The sequence below is a fragment of the Vibrio hyugaensis genome, from assembly GCF_002906655.1.
Classification (GTDB): Bacteria; Pseudomonadota; Gammaproteobacteria; order Enterobacterales; family Vibrionaceae; genus Vibrio; species Vibrio hyugaensis.
Genome location: NZ_CP025795.1, coordinates 400,232 through 420,141 on the forward strand (window position 1 = coordinate 400,232; position 19,910 = coordinate 420,141).

Consider the following 19,910-nt stretch of genomic DNA (forward strand, 5'->3'; position numbering starts at 1 on the left):
GAGAAATAACCAAAAATTGAACTCGACGCCATGTGATGCTTGCTAGACTGACATAAAGCATCACACGGAATCGGCTATGCAGTATTACCCAACTCAAGACATTATCTCTGAGCAGCGGTTCGGCTTTGGGCCCCTTTATCAACACAGTTCGCCAAGTTTAGAAAAGCAACTAAGCAGTAAGACCTATTGGCATGAGGCAGTAACCAAGTTGCCGAGTACAAATGAAGTGTTGTTGGAACTGAGAAAGCTCAATGACACCAAACGAGAGCTCAAACAATCCCCAACCAAAAAGCGCGAAGTGCAAAAGCAAATCGGTGCGTTCTTTCGTGAGCAATATTTGCGGCAAGTCGAGGCTCGCAACGAGCAGACTTTGCACACTCCGTATGGATTTCAGGAACGCTTGATTCAATTTTGGAGCAACCATTTTGCCATATCGGCAGATACTCGAAAGGTGCGTCCGATTGTGGCAAGCGTCGAAAATGAAGTGATTCGAGAACACTGGAATGGCAACTTTGTTGAGATGCTCTTAGCGGTGAGTCAGCACCCAACCATGCTGATGTTTCTGGACAACAACTTGTCGGTAGGGCCGAACTCCAAACAAGGGCTCAAACAGGGTAAAGGGCTCAATGAAAACCTCGCGCGAGAAATCATGGAGCTGCACACGCTTGGTGTTGATAGCCAATATACACAACAAGACGTGATTGAACTGTCAAAAGCCATTACTGGCTGGAGTGTCGGGTTCAAAGCACCAAAAGTTGGTTTCCAATTTAATTCAAGAACCCATGAACCAGGCTCGATAACTCTGCTTGGCAAGCGCTACTCTCAACAAGGTATTGAACAAGGCCGAGCGTGTTTGAGAGATCTTGCGCTTCATCCTGATACCGCAAAACATATTGCACGTAAGTTGGTGCAGCATTTCCTAGGACCCTCCGGTGAAGCCTTGGTTGAACCGCTTAGCCAAGCTTATTTGAAAGGTAAAGGGGATTTGCTTCCGGTTTATCGATTGTTGATTCAAAGCGTTTTGAGCCAATCGGCAGAGGCGGTGCGCTTTCGCACTTCTCAAGAGTGGTTATTTGCAGTTTTGCGCAGTGCTGATGTCCGTTTTCCCGAATCGAATGAGATGCAAATGAGCAAGTCGGGGAATAAATTACTCGGTGCGCAAAGAAGCTTAGGTCAGCCTCCTTTTATGGCGGGTTCTCCTGCTGGTTGGCCAGACAAAGATGCGGATTACAACAGTCCTTCGGCGCTAACTCAGCGGTGGCAGTTAGCGAATCGAATCGCTCGACTGGCGGTGAAAAGTGCCAAGTCCGAAGGTGTGAAACCACAAGCTTTTGTTGAGCAAATTAGCCAACAGCTCTACGGCAATGCGTTGGACGAACACACAAGGTTGGTGATGAACAAAGCCCCATCTGCAGAGATGAAGCTTTCCCTACTTTGGCTTAGCCCGCAATTTCAGTATCGGTGAGGTGAGTGATGACATTAGATAAACAAACGAACTTAACATCGACTCGTCGACAATTCTTGAAATCCGCTTTCGCCGTGGGCGCAACAAGCTTGTTGCCTAATGCAGTCTTTGCTCAATCTAGCTCTCCAAATATCTTTGTTTGGATTACGCTGCGTGGTGCGATGGATGGATTAAACGTTGTGGTTCCTTATGCTGATAAGCAGTATTTAACTCTCCGTCCGACGATTGGTTTAGCAACAGAAAAACTGAATAAACTCGACGATTTTTATGGTTTGCATCCGGCGATGAAAACCAGCTTCGAGTGGTATCAAAATAAGCAGATGGCGATGGTTCATGCTTGTGCCACCGCGTATCGTGAGCGCTCTCATTTTGATGGGCAAAAGGTGTTAGAAAACGGCACAGACAATCCGTTACATCGTGATGGGTGGTTAAACCGATTGCTGCAACTGGATGCGAAGTCGAAAGGCTTGGCGATCGATTCAGGGTTACCTTTGATTGTTCAAGGAGAGAAGGCGGTCAGCAGTTGGTATCCAAACAATTTGCAAGCGCGAGACAGCCAAGTGGAGCTGCTAGAGGCGTTGTTTCAAAGTGATGAGAAGCTTGCGAGTAATTTTGAAGAAGCGCTGAAGATCGAAATGATGTCGAATCGAAATCGTCCCGGTAAGCAGTTTCCTGTCTTGGCGTCTCAAGCGGGAACCTTTCTCTCTGCTGAAGGTGGTCCTAACATCGCGGTATTGGAACTGGGCGGATGGGATACTCATGCAGGCCAAGGCGCAGAAACAGGAAGGTTAGCCAATCAATTACGTACATTGGATAGTGGTCTTGCCAACCTAAAGAAAGCGTTAGGGGATAACTGGTCGAAAACCGTCGTGATGGCGGCAAGTGAATTTGGACGCACCGCAGCGGAAAACGGAACCAAAGGCACCGATCATGGAACAGCAAACGCCATGTTTATTGCTGGTGGAGCCATCGAAGGAGGCAAGGTGTTGGGAGAATTTCCGGGGCTTGCCCAAGCTGAGCTTTATGAAGGGCGAGACTTAGCGCCTGCTAATGATATGAGGGCGGTGATCAAAGCCGTTCTACAACAACACATGAGCATAGAATCGAGTGCGCTAGAAAGCGTATTTCCTGACAGCGGCTCAGATAAAGCTTACGCAGGCCTTATCCGATCATCTTAGGTTTTACCTTCCAACGATAACAAAAACGCCCCGTCTCCAAGCCAGAAGCGGGGCGTTTGTGTTTAATGTGTTTGAATCTTACGCTTGCTTGCGCTGTGCGTCTTTCTTCGCCAGTTTTTCTGCGCGTCGCTGCTCACGTTGTTTGGCACTTTCACCACCGACGTGTTGTTCGCCACGAACCGCTGCTAACGACACTTGCTTTTCACGTTCGCGGAAGCGCGCTACTTGCTCTTCACTGTGTTTACCAAAACATTTCGGGCAGCTTACGCCTTGCTCAAACTGTTCTGATTGTTTGTCTTCTTCGGTGATTGGCAGTCGGCAAGCGTTACACAAGTCGTAGTCCGCTTTTTCTAGCTGGTGGTTCACCGCAACGCGACCGTCGAATACGTAGCAATCGCCTTCCCACAAGCTTTCTTCTTTTGGTACTTCTTCAAGGTATTTCAGAATACCGCCTTCTAGGTGGTATACCTCATCAAAGCCCTGCTCTTTCATGTAAGCAGTCGACTTTTCACAGCGAATACCACCAGTACAGAACATCGCGACTTTTTTGTGTTTCTCTGGATCCATGTTTTGTTTTACATAGTCAGGAAATTCGCGGAACGTGTCAGTATTTGGGTTAACTGCACCTTTAAATGTTCCGATCTCAATTTCATAGTCATTACGAGTATCAACCACAAAAACTTCTGGATCAGCAATCAGATCGTTCCAATCTCGCGGCTTCACGTAGGTGCCAACGACATGACGAGGATCGATGCCTTCAACGCCCAATGTCACGATCTCTTTCTTTAGCTTTACCTTGGTGCGGTTAAACGGCTGAGTATCTGAGTACGACTCTTTGTAAACAATACCAGTAAGGCTCGGCTCGGCATTTAGCCGTGTAAGCAGTGCATCAATACCCTCGCGTTTCGCTGCAACCGTGCCGTTAATACCTTCACTCGCCAGTAGCAACGTTCCATGTACACCGAGGGCTTCCATTAGAGCAAGCAATGGCTCGCGTAACTCTTGGTAGTTTTCCAGTTCCACAAACTTATACAGGGCACAGACAACATACTGACTCATGATTATTCCTTACTTTAAAAGGTCGATGGTTCGACGGCTCGATACCTAACAATTTTAGCGGCTCGGAGTATACCTGAGTAATTTAGTCGGAAATACGGACAAACTATGCGGATATTTTCTATATCCATCAAGCAAAGTGCTATTGAAAACAATTGGACCGGAATGCCCTAAAATTTTTGTGGATGTTCAAATTATTAGTAAAAAATCTTCAAAGTGTTGAAAACATGCTCGACATGAATGGTCGAAATTTGTACTGTGGTTTCGCTTCACATTCCTAAAACTTCTTATTCGATAATCAGTTGAAGCAATGACCTGTGTTCGATGCAGGTTGGTTGGCAAAGGAATTCAACATGCAACAGTTTCATATCCGAAGACTAAGAGAAGAAGACGTCCCACTGTTGAAAACGCTCTTGGTCGAACTCGACACCTCTCATTATGATGCTGAGCCAGATTTCTACCGTTCTCCGGAAGAAATGGCGCAGTTAAGGGAAGATCGCAACATCTTCGATAAATATTTTGATGGCAGCATCACGGCTTTTATTGCTTGTTCGAACCGACAGGTGGTTGGTTTTATCTCTGGCACAGTGCGAGAAGTCAACTCGATTCTCTCTCCAGAAAGACGCGTCGGTTATATCAATGAGTTGGTGGTGTCTGAAAGCCACCGTAACTTAGGTATTGGTTTGTCTTTGATGGATAAAATCGAGAGCGATTTGTGCGGCCAAGATATTGAAGAACTGGGTTTAACTGTGGCGTCATTTAATCACGAAGGTGAAGATTTCTACCATAAGATGGGCTACCGCGTGATCACCAAAATGATGACCAAGCGAGTCAAAGACTAGCGTCGATTTAAACGTGAATCGAACCAAAAACGCCTCTCTATCTTGTGATAAAGAGGCGTTTTTCTATCTAGGTTTTTAGCGATTTCTGAGCGCTAGCTGCTCATTTCAACGTTGCTGCGGTTTGTTTACCCATCGCAATTAACTTGTCGAGAATGCGCTCACCATCTGCGCGAAGACCGTTGTGCTCATATTCGTTGGTGATCCACGCTTTCGAGTTCGGCATTGCAGCGAGTGTTTCACGGCTGATGTCCATTTCCACAAACATATCGTCCGCATAGACTGCGCAACTAACAGGTACCTTATTGTTTTCCAGCTGCTGCGCATCGTATAACGGCGTCCAATCGGCTTTCTCTGCCAGTAACTCTGCCGCTTCTTTCAGTGGCTTTAAGTTTACGTATTGGTCGAACATCCAAGGGAAGACCATTTCTCCGGTAAAGTAGAACGGCTTACCTTGTTCGTAGTTGAACGCATCGTGCTCTCGACGTACTCGGTGCGCGCTCCATTGAGAAGCAAACCCTTGGCAGTAAATCGACTCGTGCAGAATCGCGTAAATTGGATTGGTCTGGAAGTTTTGCTGCGCCAGCATGTCATTGAGAAATTCATATCGAAGCTGAGGCTTACCGTTCACTTCAATCAAAGCACTTTCTAGCCAGTAGTAAGTGGGTAAGAAGGTGTCACTGACACCAAAGTTAATCCCGATTTGTTGGAACTGTTCGACAGTAAAACGCTGACCATTTGGCAGAAATTCTTCGTGCTCCAATAAGTGATTGGCAATGTTTTGGCACAGTTGCTGCGCTTGTGGGAATTGCTGGAAGAAGGCTTGGTTCTTCTCCATCGTGCGCTTAAAAGTCGCGTGATACACATCATCGGCATGGCGAGAAACCGAAGGCACACCACCTGTGATGTAGCTTTGCAGCAAGCTGTTCGGGAACAGCGATAGGTAAGTTAGTGAGCAGAAACCACCAAAGCTCTGACCCAAAATCGCCCACTTCTCAACACCAAATTGTTCACGGATAAATTCTGCATCGCGAACAATGTTGTCTGCGCGGAAATGGCTCAAGTAGTCTGCTTGTTGCTCCGGCGTGAGGTGTGCAAGCGTCTGGTGATTAATCACGCTGCTGTTGCCTGTGCCGCGTTGGTCGAGCAGCAGTACACGATACTCACTCAGTGCGCGTTTGATCCAGCCGTTGTTCCCGTTTGGACGGGGAGAAGGGAAGCCCGGACCGCCTTGAAAATACACTAACCACGGTTTGTCTGAGTCTTCATCGCCGACTAAACAAACGGAGCGAGCGAAGACGTTGATCGTGCCTTTGCTTAGATCTTGGTAATCCAGTGGCACGGTGAACGAGTGGGGCGTGTAATGCAGTCCTGCGTCGATAAATGATTGAGCGTTCATTGTTATGGTCTGTCCTTGTTTATAGTCGCTTTACGATATCGAATTCCTTATTAGAAACAATAGATTTGTTGTAAGAACTCGATTTTTGAAGCCTGAAAGGCATGGAATGGCACTCAAAACAGAAACTCTTCGATCTTTCCGTGTTGGTATGCACTGAGTGAACTATGATCTGATAGGTGCAGTTTAGACATCACTGTCTTACCGTTTTTATGAAACGAGACATTTGGCGGTCATTGACCATGGAGGATGCTTGATGAACACGTCACTAACCCGAATCACGCTCGCTTGTTTACTGCTAAAGACCATTAGTGCGCCCGCATTGGCGGTAGTGACGCCGAACCCGCCTCAATTGCAGGCGAAGGGTTACGTGCTGATGGATTTTCAATCCGGTGCCATTATAGCTGAGCAAAATGCTCGCGCTGGACTTGCCCCTGCCAGTTTAACCAAGCTGATGACCGCTTATGTGGTAGGGCAAGAAATCAAAGCAGGGCGACTCAATTGGGATGACAAGGTGACAGTGAGCGAAAACGCGTGGTCAGCCAAATTCCCCGATTCCTCAAAAATGTTCATTCAACCCAAAGACGAAATCACAGTCGCGAATTTAATGCGTGGCGTGATCATTCAATCTGGTAATGATGCATGTGTGGCACTTGCCGAGCATGTCGCGGGCAGTGAGGGGGCGTTTGTCGCGTTGATGAACGGTTGGGCGGATAAGCTCAGCTTGAACGACACCTACTTCGTTAACTCTCATGGTTTGGATAGCGAGGGCATTCAAACTTCTCCCAATGATATGGCAACACTGATGCAATCTATCATCAATGACGTGCCTGATGTCTACTCGCTATACAGTGAGAAGGTATTTAAGTGGAACAAGATCACCCAATACAACCGCAACAAACTGCTGTGGGATAAATCGATGGATGTCGATGGTGGTAAAACCGGATACACCAGCAATGCAGGGTACAGTTTGGTGAGTTCTGCAAAACAAGGAAAGATGCGATTGATCTCTGTAGTGATGGGAACGCCAAGCAAACAGTCGCGTATTAGCCAGTCTAAGAATCTGCTCAGTTATGGCTTCCGCTTCTATGACACCAAACAAGTGGCAAAACAGGGCGAGGTCCAGGCGAGTGCAAAGGTGTGGAAAGGTGACGTCAGTGAGATTGATTTGGGCTTCGCTCAAGATGCGTACCTGACGCTGCCTCGCTCTCTAACCGCCGGTTTAGACAAGAGCGTGGTAGTGAATGAGCCGTTGATTGCTCCCATCGCGAAAGGGGATGTGGTTGGCAAAGTGGTGTGGAAGAGTGACGATAAAGCTGTGGCCAGCTATCCGTTGGTAAGTAACCAAGTAGTGGAAGAGGGCTCGTGGATTGGTAAGCTATGGGACAGTTTGGTGCTGTGGGTGAAGTCGCTGTTTCGCTAGCTCGATACTGCGTTCTAGTGGGGTAGATTCTAGCACTTTGTCGTATCATGTTAGACAAGATGCGTTTTCTACCTATTTGTCTATCCATCCATGCCAGTTAACGATAAGTCGTAATATGTCAGTGAAAGGGAGGGGGCAAATCCATCTGCCAAAGGTTAGCGGTTCTGATTTGTTAGGGGTTAGAAATCGTAGGACAAACCGATGGTCCAAATACTGTCGTTTTCGACGATGTTACTCATGGAGCTTGACGTCGATAGCTCGCCCTCATTGGTATTGAAATAGGTATATTTCAAGTAAGGTGTCCAGTCATCGATTTTTGTCGACAGCACGAGTTCGTGCTCATTGGTGCGGTAGGCATCTTGGCTGAAGTAAAAATCACCACCAACATGCGTAAATCCTCCGTTAGAACCATCACGATTTTCATGTGTGTACTGATAATCAAGTGCCCAGTTACCCATGGTTAGCCCTGTACCAAGGATAAGTTGATTGCTATTAATGGAGGTATCACTGAGTTGCTCTAGCGTTTGACTTGAGCGGTTGTATCCATAGCCAGCAAAGAGATTGAAATTGTCGGTTACTTGATAATCGATGGTTGCTTCTAGCAACATTTCTTCGCCCGTTTCCCACTTTCCGAGTTCACCGTATAAATTAAGCGTGAGTGATTCGCTGAGGGAGAAGTCATGCCCATAACCCGCAGCGAGCCATCCTTGGTCATCAAACCCAATGTACACTTGACCATTTTCGGAAGTGTTTATCGTAGCCCCGGCCTCGGTCGTATAAGTGCCTTGTTCGGCTGCGTTAGAAGCGATGTTTTGCTCGACATAGACCTGTGTCTTGTTGGCGAAAACAGAGGTGCTCACGCACGCTAATGTAAGGGGTAACATACGAAAATTTTTCATGGATATCTCCAGTTCATTGATATGAAAAACAAGTGCTGGAGATTATTTCTGAAACGGCTTTGCTGAAAAATAAAGCGAACTTAGGTTAAGGAATAAATTTGGTTAATTAGTCGTGCTGTGGGATAGCGCGCTTGATGGCCTCACGTACATGGATGTGTTGCTCATCATCTCTGTAGCGACGGTGGTAAAGCATACGAAAGCGGATAGGACGCAATTCAAGAGGAATAGGGTGAATATTCAACCCGAGCTTAGGGGCTAGTTTTTCGGCCAATGACTTGGTTGATGAAGCGATGTAATCGGTTGTACTTACAAGCATCAACATGCTGGATATTGAACTGGTCTCGATAACGACATTGCGTGGCTCAATAGGTTTATAGGAGAGAAAATCAATCGTGTTCATTTGTGAGCGTCTGACTTTCAAAGCGATGTGTGCTTCTGCAAAGTATTGGTCGTAGTGTAAGGACTCGTGGATTCTCGGATGCCCTTGTCTCGTTAAGCAAACTGCTTCGTCTTCAAACAGGATCTCTTCAATCAATGAGTGACGTTTGTTGGATATCACATCAATGACCAGGTCGACTTTCTGTGTGGTAAGAGCATCAAAAAGCTGCTCTTCGTCTAGTGGCGCCTCAATAAAGCGTACGTTAGGTATCTCAGCCATGAATTGTATTAAGCTCTCTGTGCAATATACATTGAGCGTTTGTTTGTTCTGCTCGATACCACTTAACACGGTAAGCGGATCTTCGATTTTATGTGCCAGTGATACAGCGGCCCCTGTTGGCGCAATTCCCCGGCCCTCACGTACAAACAAAGTCTTTCCAATAACGGCTTCTAGCCTTTTAATTGCAGAGCTCACCGCCGGCTGGGTTAGGTCGAGCTCCTCAGAAGCAACGGTAATCGAACGATGGTTATAGACCGCCAAGAATGTCGTTAGTAGATTCAAGTCCATGTGTTTTCCTACCCTGAAATCACCGTAGTGCGAGATCATGTTCGCCTAGTTTATTTTAATGTACCCGAATAATGGCAATGGGTTATTGGATGATACAGGCTTTGGGAATACGGTCACAATCGTGAGCTTAGATGTTGATGGTTGTCTGTACTTGAACGCCTATTTTCAAATTTATTTTGAAGATGTTTTTAGCTTAGGGTGATTTTTCTCTGTTCGTTGAGCGTTTAAATTGTTGGGATACAACAGTATTCACAGAGGTTTAGAGATGATCCACTTAGTTGCAGAAATTAAAGCGTACCCAGATAGTATCGACAACGTAACCAACTTACTTTCTGGTCTACTAGAACCTTCTCGTGAAGAAGAGGGTTGTTGCCAATACGAACTGTATTTGGATCAAAAGATCGAAGGCTTGTTTATGTTCCAAGAAATTTGGGCATCGCAAGAAGCGTTAGATAAGCACCTACAAAGCCCACATATCGCACAGTTTATCTCGACGCTAGAAGATAACGACTGGGTTGAATATTCTCAGATTCGCCCAATGACGTTTGTCGGTTAAGCTTCCGAGCGGAATGTTGCCAGTACTTTTTTACGTTGCTGGCAGCATTTTTCGTGAATGAATTCGCGGAAGGTGCGAATGGTCGGTGTCAATAAACGGCGGTCAGCACATACCATGTAAAGTGGTACAGGGCCGCAATCCCACTCGGGTAACACTCGTACCAATCTTCCCTCAATTAAATCTTGGCTGATGTCCATCAGTGACTTGTTGGCGATGCCTTTGCCTTTAATCGCTAATCGATGCGATAAGTCACTGTCGTTGCTTAATAGCTTGCCACTCACGACTACTTGTTCGGTGTCGCCCTCACGAGTCAGCGTCCATTTGTTGTACACCGAATCGGCGACCATATAACACAAGCAGTTGTGTTGGTTAAGATCTTCCGGTTTGTTCAGCACTGGATTATTCACGACGTATTCTGGAGAGGCACACAGAATGCGTTCATTTGCACCACACAATGCCAACACAACAAGGTTGGAGTCCGCTGGTTCACCGTAACGAATCGCAATGTCTACTGGTTGGGTGTACATGTCGGTGAGGCTGTCAGAAAGCTCAAGTTTGATAGTCACATTAGGGTAAATATCGATGAATTCATCCACCCAATCTAGGAGCATGTTACGCCCAAAATCGGATGGCGCAGTGATGTGCAGTTGACCTGATAGCTCGCCACGTGCGCTAGAAATTTGGTCCAAGCCTTCTTGCAGTGTCGCTAATGCCTGGGTGGTTTTATCCAAAAACAGTTCGCCTTCCGAGGTTAAACGTAAGCTGCGCGTTGAGCGAACGAAAAGCGGAAACCCAATTTGTCCTTCAAGACGTTTGATCGATGCGCTGATGGCAGCAGGTGTCATGTCCATGCTGTTAGCGGCTTTTGAAAAACTGCCTTGGCGTGCAGTTTCGACAAAGATATTGAGATCGTTGAGGGCTTTCATAGTGAAAAGGGCTTTTTTGAAGTTTGAGCTACTATAGGGGAGATGCGCAGAGTAATTCAATGCCAAACCGTAATAACATTAGGTTACGTGCTGGGTTTGAGTTAGATTAGCCCGCAATGCATTAGAGAAATCAATACTGGATCAAAACCATGAGCAATCAACAACCGAATAACCCATTGCACGGGTTGAGTTTAGAGAAAATCCTTACCCGCTTAGTGGAACATTTTGGATGGAAAGGAATGCATGAACGTGTTCGTGTTAATTGTTTTCAGAAAGATCCGTCGATCAAATCGTCTTTGAAGTTCCTACGTAAAACGCAATGGGCACGAGACAAAGTGGAAGCGTTGTATATTGAGACGTTCTGTTAATTGGATTTGGTGAATGTCTAAAAGAGAGATTCCGGATGGCTCGCTTAGGCTCGTCCGGAATGACGCCTGAGATGGTATTGTAGAGCTAGTACCAAACGAGAATCTACTCTCAGATTATATTGAGTTTATTCATCGCTCTATGGTCTGCAGCAAGCTGTAAGTAGATTCTTAGTCTCGCCTTGTCTCGCTAGAATGAAGCAGGTTTTCTTATCGCGTGGGCTGGAAGAGTACCTCTGCGTAATTCCCGATAGCGACGAAGGAGCGTAGTCGGGAATCTCGACTCTAATCCCTCGCTTCTCGCCTATTTGCTATTCCAAATTATGCGTACTGCCCACCGTTCCTTCTAACTCTAAAATCGATTGGCGCACGTGGTCGGGAATCGCGGCTTTCACGTTGTTCTTAAAATCAAACATCACACCGGTTGCTGTTGCGATGGTCACAATCTTGCCCCACTTTTTGCTCAGCACTTGGTACTCCATCGTCATGCGGTCTTCTTGCATGTCGATAACACGCGAGCCAATCAGGAGTGTATCTGGAAACGTGACTGGCAGTTTGTAGCGGCATTGGGTTTCACTCAGCACCGGACCGATGTGAGACGTCTGCAAATCAACTAACAGATTAATCTTGTTGAAGTAGTCCAAACGTGCGGTCTCGAAGTACCGAAAGTACACGGTATTATTGACGTGTTGTAGGGCATCCATTTCTCCCCAAGCCACTTTGATTTCGGTGATCACAGAGAAGTCTTTTAATAGTGTATCCATTGCTCTTGTTCCTTTTTCCTCGATGTTGCCGCAATTTGCTAAGCGACTTATCATTTTGAGTATTTATTCTAGATGGAACTGATTAAAATGTAATAAGATTGTATTTAAATTGTAAAATAAAATGGATGCTTATTTTTGTAAACTAAAAACTTTACATAGTCAGTTGTGAGGCGTAGGTTTAAGTAAGCGTAACCAAAAGGAGATGTCCAATGACTGAACTGAAAGGTTTCAATCTTGCCTTGGTAGAAAAGCGAATCGATTGGACAGGAGAACTGTTCAGTTTAAGAGTTTCCGGCGCACCGCTCTCCTTCAAAGCCGGACAATTTACCAAACTCGCGTTGCTCGACGAGCAGGGCAACCCAATCAGTCGTGCTTACTCGGTGGTGAATGCTCCCAGCGAACAGTTTGAATGGCTCGAATTCTTAATCGTTGCCAACCCCGAAGGGCAATTAACTCCTAAACTGCAACAGCTCAAGACAGGTGAGTCTATTTATGTCGGTGAGACTGCTCACGGTGACTTAATTCACGATACCATTCCCAAACAAGCTAATGATTTGTGGTTACTTTCAACCGGTACTGGCATTGGTCCATTTCTCTCTTTGTTAGACAATATCAACTTGCTGCCACACAGTGACCATATTGTGCTGGTACATGGTGTTCGCTACGAAAAAGACTTGGTTTACCAATACCTAATCGAGCAGCTTCAACAACGATACGAAGGTCGCTTGCGTTATGTTCCTATTGTCAGCCGAGAAAGTATTCCCGGTAAACTACAAGGTCGTATTCCAGAGTTGATTGCTTCGGGAGAGCTGGTCAATCGCGCAGACTTACCTTTTTCTAAAGAAAGCAGTTTTGTCATGATGTGTGGTAACCCAGAAATGATCAAAGACACCTCTCCAGTGCTGCAAGAGTTAGGTTTAGAGAAGTATCGTAGCCGAACCGGTGGCAATATTATTTACGAGAGGTATTGGTAAGTGTTGATCAATTTTTAGACCATCTCACTTCTGAGAGAGAGTCACAAATATAACTTCTCTGAATTGAGTACGCTTACCCTCATCCCTAGAATGCATCAGCTTGCATTTAAGGAGAAAGCATGTGGTGCTCAATTGCCAGTAAAAAGCGCAGATTTATTGGTGGGCTGATTGATTTCATGATCGTGACGGGGATAGTGCTGCTTATTGCCTTAACGATCAATTCACTTATCAACGGTTTCGAGCTTTCTCTCCATGAAAACCTCCAGCTCGTCAATGAGACGAAAGCAAACTATATCTTGACGATTCCGATGTTGATGCTAGTGAATTGGAATCTGTTGCGTGAAGGCCAGACTATCGGCATGCGTTTAGTCGGCATTAAAGTGGTGATGAAGAATGGCCATGACACGACTAAAGTGGTCGCCTCACTGCGACTGTGCATAAGCTACTCAATTGAAATGCTTATCCCGTTTACACCGTTGATGAACATCACTTTGTTTTTCTTCCATCCTAAACGACGCTTACTGCATGACATGCTCTCTGGCACTAAAGTAGTAAATTGCTAAGTCGCTCGCTGATTCGGTTTTGAATCGTTTGTTTTATTCAGAGTTGCGAGCGACTCGTCTTTCCATAACCCTCCTCCAGCGGCTACACTTTCTTCAGATATAAATTCAATAGCTTAGGATCAAGGATGATGAACAAAGCTGGTTGGGCGGTCTGTCTCGCGGCACTTTTCTCATCGGCTGCTTGTGCAGGTGAGTGGGAGATTGAAGCGGGTGGATTTTTCTCCCGAACCGATACCAAACTCAACGCTTACGACCCTTACCTCGACCAAATACGCACCATCGATTTTGAATCGGATCTCGATTTGAAAGAGTTTACTGTGCTGCCGTACGTGGAAATTGAGTATTACTTTAACCCCAAACACAGTGTGTATGTGGATTGGCGTAGCCTACACCGAGAAGCAACGCGCACCGCAGTGACCAAGCCTTTTGAGGTGACGATAGATGGTACGACGTACGCGGTTCAGGCAGGTTCCAAGCTTACAACAGAGTTGAATATCGATATTGCACGTTTAGGTTATGGCTATCAATTCTATACCAGCGATAAATGGGCGGTGGATGTATTAGCTGGTTTGCATGTGATGTGGTTGTCATTAGGTTTAGATGGAAAGCTTGGTGCAAAAGTAAGCGGGGTGGATGAGGTTCCCGTCATGTTTGTCGATGATGCTGTGTTGAGCGACGTGACTGCGCCTTTGCCTGATTTAGGGATTCGAGCGGAATATTCACTGACGCCAGATTGGATTTTGAAGAGCCACGCGCAGGTGTTCTATCTAGCGGTGGATGATATTGAAGGTTACTTGCTGGAAGTCGATTTTGGCGCTAAGTACTTATTCACTGATCAATTTAGTATGACAGGGTCATTCAACTATTACGAAGTCGGTGTGGATTACGAAAGCGAGAATACCGCGCTGGATGTAACGTATCGGTTTTATGGTCCGATGCTGACAATGGCGTATAAGTTCTGAACAAAAAAGCCACAACGATGTGTGGCTTTAACATTGAGTGGTTCTTTAAAGCAACTTGCCGATGAGCTTTTTGCTTATTCAAGCAGGCTTATTAGTTGTTGATGTACTCTTTAAAGCGCGCTTGTGTTTCTGCGTCCGCTTTTTGGTACCAGAAATGCAGCATCTCTTCAGCCGTTGAATCTGCTTTCATTGTCGCAGGCTTAGTTTGCTTCATGTCTGCTGGGATTTTTGCAGGAAGAGTTACTGGTTGAACAGCCGCTACAGTCGCAACACCAATAGCCGCTGCACCACCAGCTTTGTTGTAATCTTCCACTTCACGAACGTAGTCGCGGCCGATTTGCATGCCAGGCTTCATTAGTTTGTCTTGCTCTACTGCGATCGCGTTGCCAGAACCATCAACCAGTTTCCAATCTAGATCTTTGATTTTATTTTCGGCTTCACGAAGGTCACGGTATTCCGGCAGTTGTAGCGTCAGTTCTGCATCTGTCGCATCGAAACGAGTTACGATCACGTCACTCTCAACGCTTAGGCGGTCATTACCTTGGCTGAAGTATGGCGCGTAACGGAAAACAACTTGGTTTACTCCGTCAGGTAGAGTGAAGCTCTTTTCAGAAGCGAAGAAGCCACCAGATAGTTTTACTTTTTCGCCGTTTGCTGCCAAAACTGAAACGTCGTCAGGAACACTTACGGTTACGTCGGCGAATGCCATTCCGCTCATTGTAAGAGCAAGCGCGCAAGTTAAAGGCTTGATCAATTTCATTGTTTTTATCCTAAGCACTGTCATTTGTGGTCACCGAGAGTGCATCGTAAAGTGCTTTATTGCAACTCTCGAATGTAAGAAGTATGAAAATTTAACAAGAACGTCATTTTAATCTTATTCGGGTCGATGAAACTGTGAGCCAAATAGCTCAAACCGCTGCAAGCAGCGGTTTGTTTCAATTGATAGAACAATTAGATACCAGCGCCATCTCCGGCTTCGCTCTGTTCTGTTACTTGTTCGGAATGATCCTCTAAAGCTTCTTGTTGCTGCTGCGCTTTTTCAATGCTCAACCACCAAACGAACAGTTCATACCAAATCGCTAAAATAACCGCACCTAAGAACAGACCAACAATGCCGTAGAACAACATACCGCCGATAGCACCAAGGAGAATCACTGGCATTGGTACATCAACGCCGCGACCCATTAACATTGGTTTGAATAGGTTTTCAGACAATGCCGCAACTACAACCCAAACAGTAAACATTGTTGCTGTGCTTGTGTCTTGCGTCATGTACATGTAACCGATAACTGGCAGAACCGCTAGTAGCGCAGGTAGCTGTGCGATACACAGAATCATCAATACTAGAGTCAGTAAGCCCGCAGCCGGTACGCCAAAGATGAAGAAGCCAGCGCCAATCAATAGTGCTTGAATGGCTGCCACACCAACGACGCCAAGCAGAACACTCTTGATGGTTGCAGCAATAAGTGTTGTCCAGCTTTTCGCATTTTCACCAGCAGTACGAACCGCAATGGTTTGCAGCCCAGATGCTAGAGACTCAGAGTAAGTCATAAAGCCAGCTGCAATCGCTAAAGAAATGATAGAAAGTAACAAGCTACCCAGCGCGCCACCGACCATACCAAGCAGAGAAGTCAGACCTGCCTTGATTTGTGGCATAAAGGTTTGGATTGCTTTTTCTAGGTTTGTTGCGAACAGTGTCCATACTTCGTAAAGCTTGTCACCGACCAGAGGCCAGTCCGCTACCGATGCTTTTGGACCTGGGATTTTAATATCGCCACTTTGCAATACATCCAACGCATGTGTTGCACCATCTACAATAGAACCTGAAACCATCACTAGAGGCGTAACCAGTAGAGCGATACCCAGCAGGGCAATGGTGGTTGCCGCGAGACCACGTTTGCCACCGTACACTTTTGCCAGTTTCTTACAGATTGGCATCAGGGCGACGGCAATGATGGCACCCCATATCACCGGAAGGATGAAAGGTTTGATGATGTCGTATGTAAACATCAGCAAGATTAAGATCAAGCCGATTCGTATTGCCGATTCCACCATGTTACTGATGAAAAGCTTACTTTCAATTTTTACCGATTGTTTATCCATTTTTGTTTACCTGATGTTCAATGTTGGAACTGACGAGACTTGAAACAACAATCGCCATATAAAACACGCCTACGATGGCCTCTAGATACACCACGACTTGCGCCAAGGGTGTTAGAGGGCTGATGTCGCCATAACCCAGAGTGGTTAGAGTGACGAAACTGAAATACGCTGCGTTAGAGAAGTTTTGACCCCAAGAGATAGCTTCCATTCCGGTGAAAGCGTTTGGAGAGAATTCCAGCAGAATGAGGTAGGCAATTGCCCACATCAAACCTAGCAGCAAGAAGAGTGCAACAGAGCCAATCACCTTGTTGGTGTTGACGTGCCCAGTGAAGAGAATCTGTCTTGCAATCGACTTAAATGTCCCAAAGAAGAAGGCGAAGGTTAGGGCGAGCATGACAACGTCCATTTCCTTTATACCTAGCACCGTTTTGATCACGCTGACCACAACCCATGTACCTAATAAGGTGTATAGGAAGCGCGACCAATTCTTGTCAAAACGCAGGCTCGCCATACAAACGACGAAAGTTAGAATGGTGAAGCCTTGCAGAAGATGCTCCATCGCACCTTCCCCTACGACCTGAACAAATGCACCACCGATCAACAGGCCGATAAGAGCCAAAGTCAGGTAGAAGAAGTTGTTCTCTTCATTAATGTTTTTAAGTTTTTTTCCAATAGCCATGGTTTGCCTGTTTAACTCCTATTTTTGTTCTTGTGATGAGTCCTTCATCACCATGATGGAAGCGGAAAGTCCGAATCTCAGATCAACGCCTTCCGGCAATTCATGCAGTGACACTCGAACAGGAATACGTTGTGCTAGGCGAATCCACTGGAATACCGGGTTCACGTTAGGCAAAAGGTTATAACCCACAGTGCCGTCTTTAGGGGCGATACCCCAACCGATAGAATCTACGGTGGCATCGATAGGGTTGTCAGGGTGCGACATCAATGTCACGCGCGCGTCGCTACCCGGAGCAATTTGAGCCAATTGGTTTTCACGGAAGAAACCAAATACCCAGAAACTGTTTTTATCGATAAGTGCCACTAACGGTTGGTTTGCGACTGCTTGCGTACCGTCACGGATATCTAGGTTAGAGACAAAACCGTCAACTGACGCATAGACCTTGGTGTAGCTCAGATTCAGACGAGCGGATTTCAATTGCTCTTCAGCGGATTTGATTTGCAGTAGTGACTCTTCGTAAGTGATCTCGCGGCGGATCAAGTCTTTGTGAGAAACGGCACCACGGTCTTTAGCGCGAATGTCTTTTAAACGGTCGTATTCGATCTTCTTACCACGTGAACTTACGATTGATTTTTGCAATGCTACTTCCGCTTGAGAGAGCGCAACTTCATAAGTGGTAGGGTCTATCTCAAACAGCAAATCGCCTTTTTTCACTTCTTGGTTGTCTTGCACCGTAACTTTCACGATAGGACCAGAGACTCGTGGTGCAACTTTAATGACGTTGGCACGAACCTGACCATCCCGTGTCCACGGGTTATTAAAGTACTCTTCGAACTTCTGATAGCCGAACCATGCCGCGCCACCAAGAATGACAAGATTGAGTGCAATAACGAGTAGTTTTTTCATCTTGTTGGACACCTAAAACTGTATATAAAAACTGTCGATGGCCACCACGTAAAACACCATGATGGCAAGGAATGTCAGAGACGGAAACGCAATGAAACGAGACAGACGCGTTTTATTTAAAATGATTACTGTAATCCAAGTTGCGGTGACTGAGAGAAACAGCACTAGCAATAAGGGAGAGAAATACACGTCACCCCAGGAGAGTTCATGTGGCATTACTGCACCTCCCCATCTTGTTGCGCACCGTCTTGCTGTGTGTTATCGCTTTCTACTTGATCTTTCGAGGTAGAATTCTCTATACGGAGCGGTGGCAGAGCGCGTTCCTCTTCATCCAACAAACCATCCCAATCGCTGCGGTCTTGCATTTGCTTCGCGACGGTTTCGGATATGAATGGTTTGCCGGTTTGGGTTTCCCAACCACCCCCGAGCGCTTTGTACAGCGCCACAACTTGGTTGGCGACATTGCCCTTAATGGTGGCGTAGCTGTCTTCTGCTCGTGTCATTTTTTCTACCGAGTTCAGCAGCCGCTCAAACGAAATTTGGCCATTCTCATACTGAGTCATCGAGATATTGAACGCACGAATGGAGGAGTTCACCGATTGCAGACGCAATGATTTTTGCTCTAAGTACAAGTCATATGCTTCGAGCGCATTGGTCACTTCATTGACGGCTTGAAGTACCTTCTTGTTGTAGTTGGTGAGCGTTTCTTGGAAGCGAGCATCCTCGAAACGAATGTTGTTCTTCACTCGACCGTATTGGAAGATGTTCCAACTGAATGTAGGACCTACCACCATGGTGAGTGAGTCACTGAAACTAAAGCTGCGGCCATCTGGCACTGTGCTGTCGATGCCGATAGAGCCAAACAGGGAGAAGCTTGGGTAAAGCGCGGTTTCTGCTACACCAATTTTGGCGCTTTGAGCGCGAGCCTGCATTTCTGACACTTGAAGGTCGGGGCGACGCATCACTAAGTTTGCATCGACTTTGTCGTCAAGAAGCGGTGGGCGAGGCACTATTGAACGTTCGTCATTTCCGGACAAGGCTGGTTTTCTGCCTGATGATTTGAATTGGTTTTCATAATCCGCCATGCGTTGTGCAAAGCTGGCAGATTTCAGTAAGCCTTCCACTTCCTCTGGCAAGACGCCAAGTAACAACGCCAAGGCTGTTCGTGATTGCTTCATCGCAATCTCTAGCGATGGTTGCGCTGCTTTGGTGTTGAACAACTGGTTTTTCGCCTGTTGAACGTCGAGTTCAGTCACGTTGCCAGAATCAAACTGCACTTGAGTGATATTCACCACACGCTCTTGGATTTCGATATTCCGACGAGAAAGCAGAATACGTTCTTGGAAAGTACGGTAGTTGATGTAGTTGCGCGCCACTTCTGCAGTGATGGTCACCATAATGTCGTGATAAGACGCAATCGACGCATAATAACTCGCTTCTGCGGACTCAATGCCACGAGCGTATTTGCCCCAGATATCCATCTCCCAAGCGGCATCAAAAGAAAGTGCCGCGTTATTCACACCTTGGTCGTTAACATAAGCTCTTGCCAAGTTACCGGATACGGTTTGCACTTGCGGGTACTGTAATCCAGTGGAGATACCCAGTAGTGAGCGCGCTTGAACAATACGCAGGCCCGCCGCCTCAAGATCGAGGTTTTGTTGACTGGCCATCTCGACCAATTGGTTAAGGGTAGGATCGTTAAATTGCTGCCACCACTGCTGTAATTTTTGCTCTGACTGCTTTTTCTCTAATTGTTTTGTGTCTTGTGCGGCTTTTTCTACCGACCAATCACTTGGCAGCGTGGTTTGCTCTGGGTGGGCATAGTCCGGGCCCAAAGTTGTACACGCACTCAGCCCGAGCACAGAGAGTATGGCGAGGCTTGGTTTCGTTAATTTTAGAAGCATCATATC

At 46.3% G+C, this 19,910-nt stretch carries 21 protein-coding genes; 9 read left to right on the plus strand and 12 right to left on the minus strand.

The window, feature by feature from the left end; translation table 11 throughout:
• Positions 1–76: 76 nt before the first annotated feature.
• Positions 77–1,465, plus strand: a complete 1,389-nt coding sequence (locus C1S74_RS19000; RefSeq protein ID WP_045396866.1) for a DUF1800 domain-containing protein — start codon at positions 77–79, stop codon at positions 1,463–1,465.
• A gap of 8 nt (positions 1,466–1,473) precedes the next feature.
• Positions 1,474–2,643 carry a DUF1501 domain-containing protein gene (locus tag C1S74_RS19005; RefSeq protein ID WP_045396867.1) on the plus strand — a complete coding sequence of 390 codons (1,170 nt, stop codon included), beginning with the start codon at positions 1,474–1,476 and terminating at the stop codon, positions 2,641–2,643.
• A gap of 78 nt (positions 2,644–2,721) precedes the next feature.
• Here C1S74_RS19005 and trhO read toward each other — a convergent pair whose 3' ends face one another.
• On the minus strand, positions 2,722–3,702 hold the full coding sequence (trhO, locus tag C1S74_RS19010; RefSeq protein WP_045396869.1) for an oxygen-dependent tRNA uridine(34) hydroxylase TrhO: 981 nt from the start codon (positions 3,700–3,702) through the stop codon (positions 2,722–2,724).
• Positions 3,703–4,052: 350 nt separating this feature from the next.
• Here trhO and C1S74_RS19015 point away from each other — a divergent pair, with 350 nt between their 5' ends.
• Complete coding sequence (locus C1S74_RS19015) at positions 4,053–4,541, plus strand: GNAT family N-acetyltransferase (protein WP_045396871.1); 489 nt, start codon at positions 4,053–4,055, stop codon at positions 4,539–4,541.
• Between the two features lie 100 nt (positions 4,542–4,641).
• Here C1S74_RS19015 and C1S74_RS19020 read toward each other — a convergent pair whose 3' ends face one another.
• Complete coding sequence (locus C1S74_RS19020) at positions 4,642–5,937, minus strand: alpha/beta fold hydrolase (RefSeq protein ID WP_045396873.1); 1,296 nt, start codon at positions 5,935–5,937, stop codon at positions 4,642–4,644.
• Positions 5,938–6,190: 253 nt separating this feature from the next.
• Here C1S74_RS19020 and C1S74_RS19025 point away from each other — a divergent pair, with 253 nt between their 5' ends.
• Positions 6,191–7,357, plus strand: coding sequence for a D-alanyl-D-alanine carboxypeptidase family protein (locus C1S74_RS19025; RefSeq protein ID WP_045396874.1), 1,167 nt, complete (start codon positions 6,191–6,193; stop codon positions 7,355–7,357).
• A gap of 179 nt (positions 7,358–7,536) precedes the next feature.
• On the opposite strand, the gene C1S74_RS19030 is transcribed toward C1S74_RS19025, so the two are convergent.
• Together C1S74_RS19030 and C1S74_RS19035 are read right to left on the minus strand one after the other, a co-directional pair.
• Positions 7,537–8,256, minus strand: a complete 720-nt coding sequence (locus tag C1S74_RS19030) for a hypothetical protein (RefSeq protein ID WP_045396876.1) — start codon at positions 8,254–8,256, stop codon at positions 7,537–7,539.
• A 106-nt stretch (positions 8,257–8,362) separates the two neighbouring features.
• Positions 8,363–9,202: a LysR family transcriptional regulator gene (locus C1S74_RS19035; protein WP_045396878.1), complete on the minus strand. Its 840-nt coding sequence runs from the start codon at positions 9,200–9,202 to the stop codon at positions 8,363–8,365.
• A 265-nt stretch (positions 9,203–9,467) separates the two neighbouring features.
• On the opposite strand from C1S74_RS19035, the gene C1S74_RS19040 reads away from it, so the two are divergent.
• The gene (locus C1S74_RS19040) at positions 9,468–9,758 is read left to right on the plus strand and encodes a putative quinol monooxygenase (RefSeq protein WP_005436210.1); all 291 of its coding nucleotides are present in this window, start codon (positions 9,468–9,470) and stop codon (positions 9,756–9,758) included.
• On the opposite strand, the gene C1S74_RS19045 is transcribed toward C1S74_RS19040, so the two are convergent.
• A complete protein-coding gene (locus tag C1S74_RS19045; protein ID WP_045396879.1) occupies positions 9,755–10,684 on the minus strand; it encodes a LysR family transcriptional regulator in 930 nt (309 codons plus the stop codon). The two genes, C1S74_RS19040 and C1S74_RS19045, sit on opposite strands and share 4 nt — an antisense overlap.
• Before the next feature lie 149 nt (positions 10,685–10,833).
• Between C1S74_RS19045 and C1S74_RS19050 the strand changes: the two genes are divergently transcribed.
• Entirely contained in the window at positions 10,834–11,052 is a 219-nt protein-coding gene (locus C1S74_RS19050; protein WP_045396881.1) for a VF530 family protein, read from the plus strand.
• 308 nt (positions 11,053–11,360) lie between these two features.
• On the opposite strand, the gene C1S74_RS19055 is transcribed toward C1S74_RS19050, so the two are convergent.
• On the minus strand, positions 11,361–11,813 hold the full coding sequence (locus C1S74_RS19055) for an acyl-CoA thioesterase (protein WP_045396882.1): 453 nt from the start codon (positions 11,811–11,813) through the stop codon (positions 11,361–11,363).
• A 209-nt stretch (positions 11,814–12,022) separates the two neighbouring features.
• On the opposite strand from C1S74_RS19055, the gene C1S74_RS19060 reads away from it, so the two are divergent.
• From C1S74_RS19060 to C1S74_RS19070, 3 genes are all read left to right on the plus strand, one after another.
• Positions 12,023–12,787 (plus strand): ferredoxin--NADP reductase, encoded by a 765-nt coding sequence (locus C1S74_RS19060; protein ID WP_045396884.1) that lies wholly within the window; start codon positions 12,023–12,025, stop codon positions 12,785–12,787.
• 119 nt (positions 12,788–12,906) lie between these two features.
• On the plus strand, positions 12,907–13,350 hold the full coding sequence (locus tag C1S74_RS19065) for an RDD family protein (protein ID WP_045396886.1): 444 nt from the start codon (positions 12,907–12,909) through the stop codon (positions 13,348–13,350).
• Between the two features lie 125 nt (positions 13,351–13,475).
• On the plus strand, positions 13,476–14,312 hold the full coding sequence (locus C1S74_RS19070; protein WP_045396888.1) for a DUF481 domain-containing protein: 837 nt from the start codon (positions 13,476–13,478) through the stop codon (positions 14,310–14,312).
• Positions 14,313–14,403: 91 nt separating this feature from the next.
• Here C1S74_RS19070 and C1S74_RS19075 read toward each other — a convergent pair whose 3' ends face one another.
• From C1S74_RS19075 to C1S74_RS19100, 6 genes are all read right to left on the minus strand, one after another.
• Positions 14,404–15,072 carry a DUF2057 domain-containing protein gene (locus tag C1S74_RS19075; protein WP_045396889.1) on the minus strand — a complete coding sequence of 223 codons (669 nt, stop codon included), beginning with the start codon at positions 15,070–15,072 and terminating at the stop codon, positions 14,404–14,406.
• 191 nt (positions 15,073–15,263) lie between these two features.
• Positions 15,264–16,415, minus strand: coding sequence for an AI-2E family transporter (locus tag C1S74_RS19080; protein ID WP_045396891.1), 1,152 nt, complete (start codon positions 16,413–16,415; stop codon positions 15,264–15,266).
• Positions 16,408–17,094: a potassium channel family protein gene (locus tag C1S74_RS19085; protein ID WP_045396894.1), complete on the minus strand. Its 687-nt coding sequence runs from the start codon at positions 17,092–17,094 to the stop codon at positions 16,408–16,410. The genes C1S74_RS19080 and C1S74_RS19085 overlap by 8 nt, the downstream gene beginning before the upstream one ends.
• An 18-nt stretch (positions 17,095–17,112) precedes the next feature.
• The gene (locus C1S74_RS19090; protein WP_045396895.1) at positions 17,113–18,000 is read right to left on the minus strand and encodes an HlyD family secretion protein; all 888 of its coding nucleotides are present in this window, start codon (positions 17,998–18,000) and stop codon (positions 17,113–17,115) included.
• A 12-nt stretch (positions 18,001–18,012) separates the two neighbouring features.
• Entirely contained in the window at positions 18,013–18,216 is a 204-nt protein-coding gene (locus C1S74_RS19095; RefSeq protein ID WP_019821560.1) for a DUF1656 domain-containing protein, read from the minus strand.
• The gene (locus C1S74_RS19100; RefSeq protein ID WP_045396898.1) at positions 18,216–19,907 is read right to left on the minus strand and encodes a TolC family protein; all 1,692 of its coding nucleotides are present in this window, start codon (positions 19,905–19,907) and stop codon (positions 18,216–18,218) included. The genes C1S74_RS19095 and C1S74_RS19100 overlap by 1 nt, the downstream gene beginning before the upstream one ends.
• Positions 19,908–19,910 lie beyond the last annotated feature (3 nt).

What these genes read in the sequence shown, in the direction of transcription:
- trhO (WP_045396869.1), bottom strand. Translation starts at nt 3,702, where the DNA reads ATGAGTCAGTATGTTGTCTGTGCCCTGTATAAGTTTGTGGAACTGGAA.
- C1S74_RS19085 (WP_045396894.1), bottom strand. Translation starts at nt 17,094, where the DNA reads ATGGCTATTGGAAAAAAACTTAAAAACATTAATGAAGAGAACAACTTC.
- C1S74_RS19095 (WP_019821560.1), bottom strand. Translation starts at nt 18,216, where the DNA reads ATGCCACATGAACTCTCCTGGGGTGACGTGTATTTCTCTCCCTTATTG.
- C1S74_RS19030 (WP_045396876.1), bottom strand. Translation starts at nt 8,256, where the DNA reads ATGAAAAATTTTCGTATGTTACCCCTTACATTAGCGTGCGTGAGCACC.
- C1S74_RS19020 (WP_045396873.1), bottom strand. Translation starts at nt 5,937, where the DNA reads ATGAACGCTCAATCATTTATCGACGCAGGACTGCATTACACGCCCCAC.
- C1S74_RS19025 (WP_045396874.1), top strand. Translation starts at nt 6,191, where the DNA reads ATGAACACGTCACTAACCCGAATCACGCTCGCTTGTTTACTGCTAAAG.
- C1S74_RS19015 (WP_045396871.1), top strand. Translation starts at nt 4,053, where the DNA reads ATGCAACAGTTTCATATCCGAAGACTAAGAGAAGAAGACGTCCCACTG.
- C1S74_RS19090 (WP_045396895.1), bottom strand. Translation starts at nt 18,000, where the DNA reads ATGAAAAAACTACTCGTTATTGCACTCAATCTTGTCATTCTTGGTGGC.
- C1S74_RS19060 (WP_045396884.1), top strand. Translation starts at nt 12,023, where the DNA reads ATGACTGAACTGAAAGGTTTCAATCTTGCCTTGGTAGAAAAGCGAATC.
- C1S74_RS19035 (WP_045396878.1), bottom strand. Translation starts at nt 9,202, where the DNA reads ATGGACTTGAATCTACTAACGACATTCTTGGCGGTCTATAACCATCGT.
- C1S74_RS19050 (WP_045396881.1), top strand. Translation starts at nt 10,834, where the DNA reads ATGAGCAATCAACAACCGAATAACCCATTGCACGGGTTGAGTTTAGAG.
- C1S74_RS19000 (WP_045396866.1), top strand. Translation starts at nt 77, where the DNA reads ATGCAGTATTACCCAACTCAAGACATTATCTCTGAGCAGCGGTTCGGC.
- C1S74_RS19040 (WP_005436210.1), top strand. Translation starts at nt 9,468, where the DNA reads ATGATCCACTTAGTTGCAGAAATTAAAGCGTACCCAGATAGTATCGAC.
- C1S74_RS19075 (WP_045396889.1), bottom strand. Translation starts at nt 15,072, where the DNA reads ATGAAATTGATCAAGCCTTTAACTTGCGCGCTTGCTCTTACAATGAGC.
- C1S74_RS19045 (WP_045396879.1), bottom strand. Translation starts at nt 10,684, where the DNA reads ATGAAAGCCCTCAACGATCTCAATATCTTTGTCGAAACTGCACGCCAA.
- C1S74_RS19065 (WP_045396886.1), top strand. Translation starts at nt 12,907, where the DNA reads ATGTGGTGCTCAATTGCCAGTAAAAAGCGCAGATTTATTGGTGGGCTG.
- C1S74_RS19080 (WP_045396891.1), bottom strand. Translation starts at nt 16,415, where the DNA reads ATGGATAAACAATCGGTAAAAATTGAAAGTAAGCTTTTCATCAGTAAC.
- C1S74_RS19055 (WP_045396882.1), bottom strand. Translation starts at nt 11,813, where the DNA reads ATGGATACACTATTAAAAGACTTCTCTGTGATCACCGAAATCAAAGTG.
- C1S74_RS19005 (WP_045396867.1), top strand. Translation starts at nt 1,474, where the DNA reads ATGACATTAGATAAACAAACGAACTTAACATCGACTCGTCGACAATTC.
- C1S74_RS19100 (WP_045396898.1), bottom strand. Translation starts at nt 19,907, where the DNA reads ATGATGCTTCTAAAATTAACGAAACCAAGCCTCGCCATACTCTCTGTG.
- C1S74_RS19070 (WP_045396888.1), top strand. Translation starts at nt 13,476, where the DNA reads ATGATGAACAAAGCTGGTTGGGCGGTCTGTCTCGCGGCACTTTTCTCA.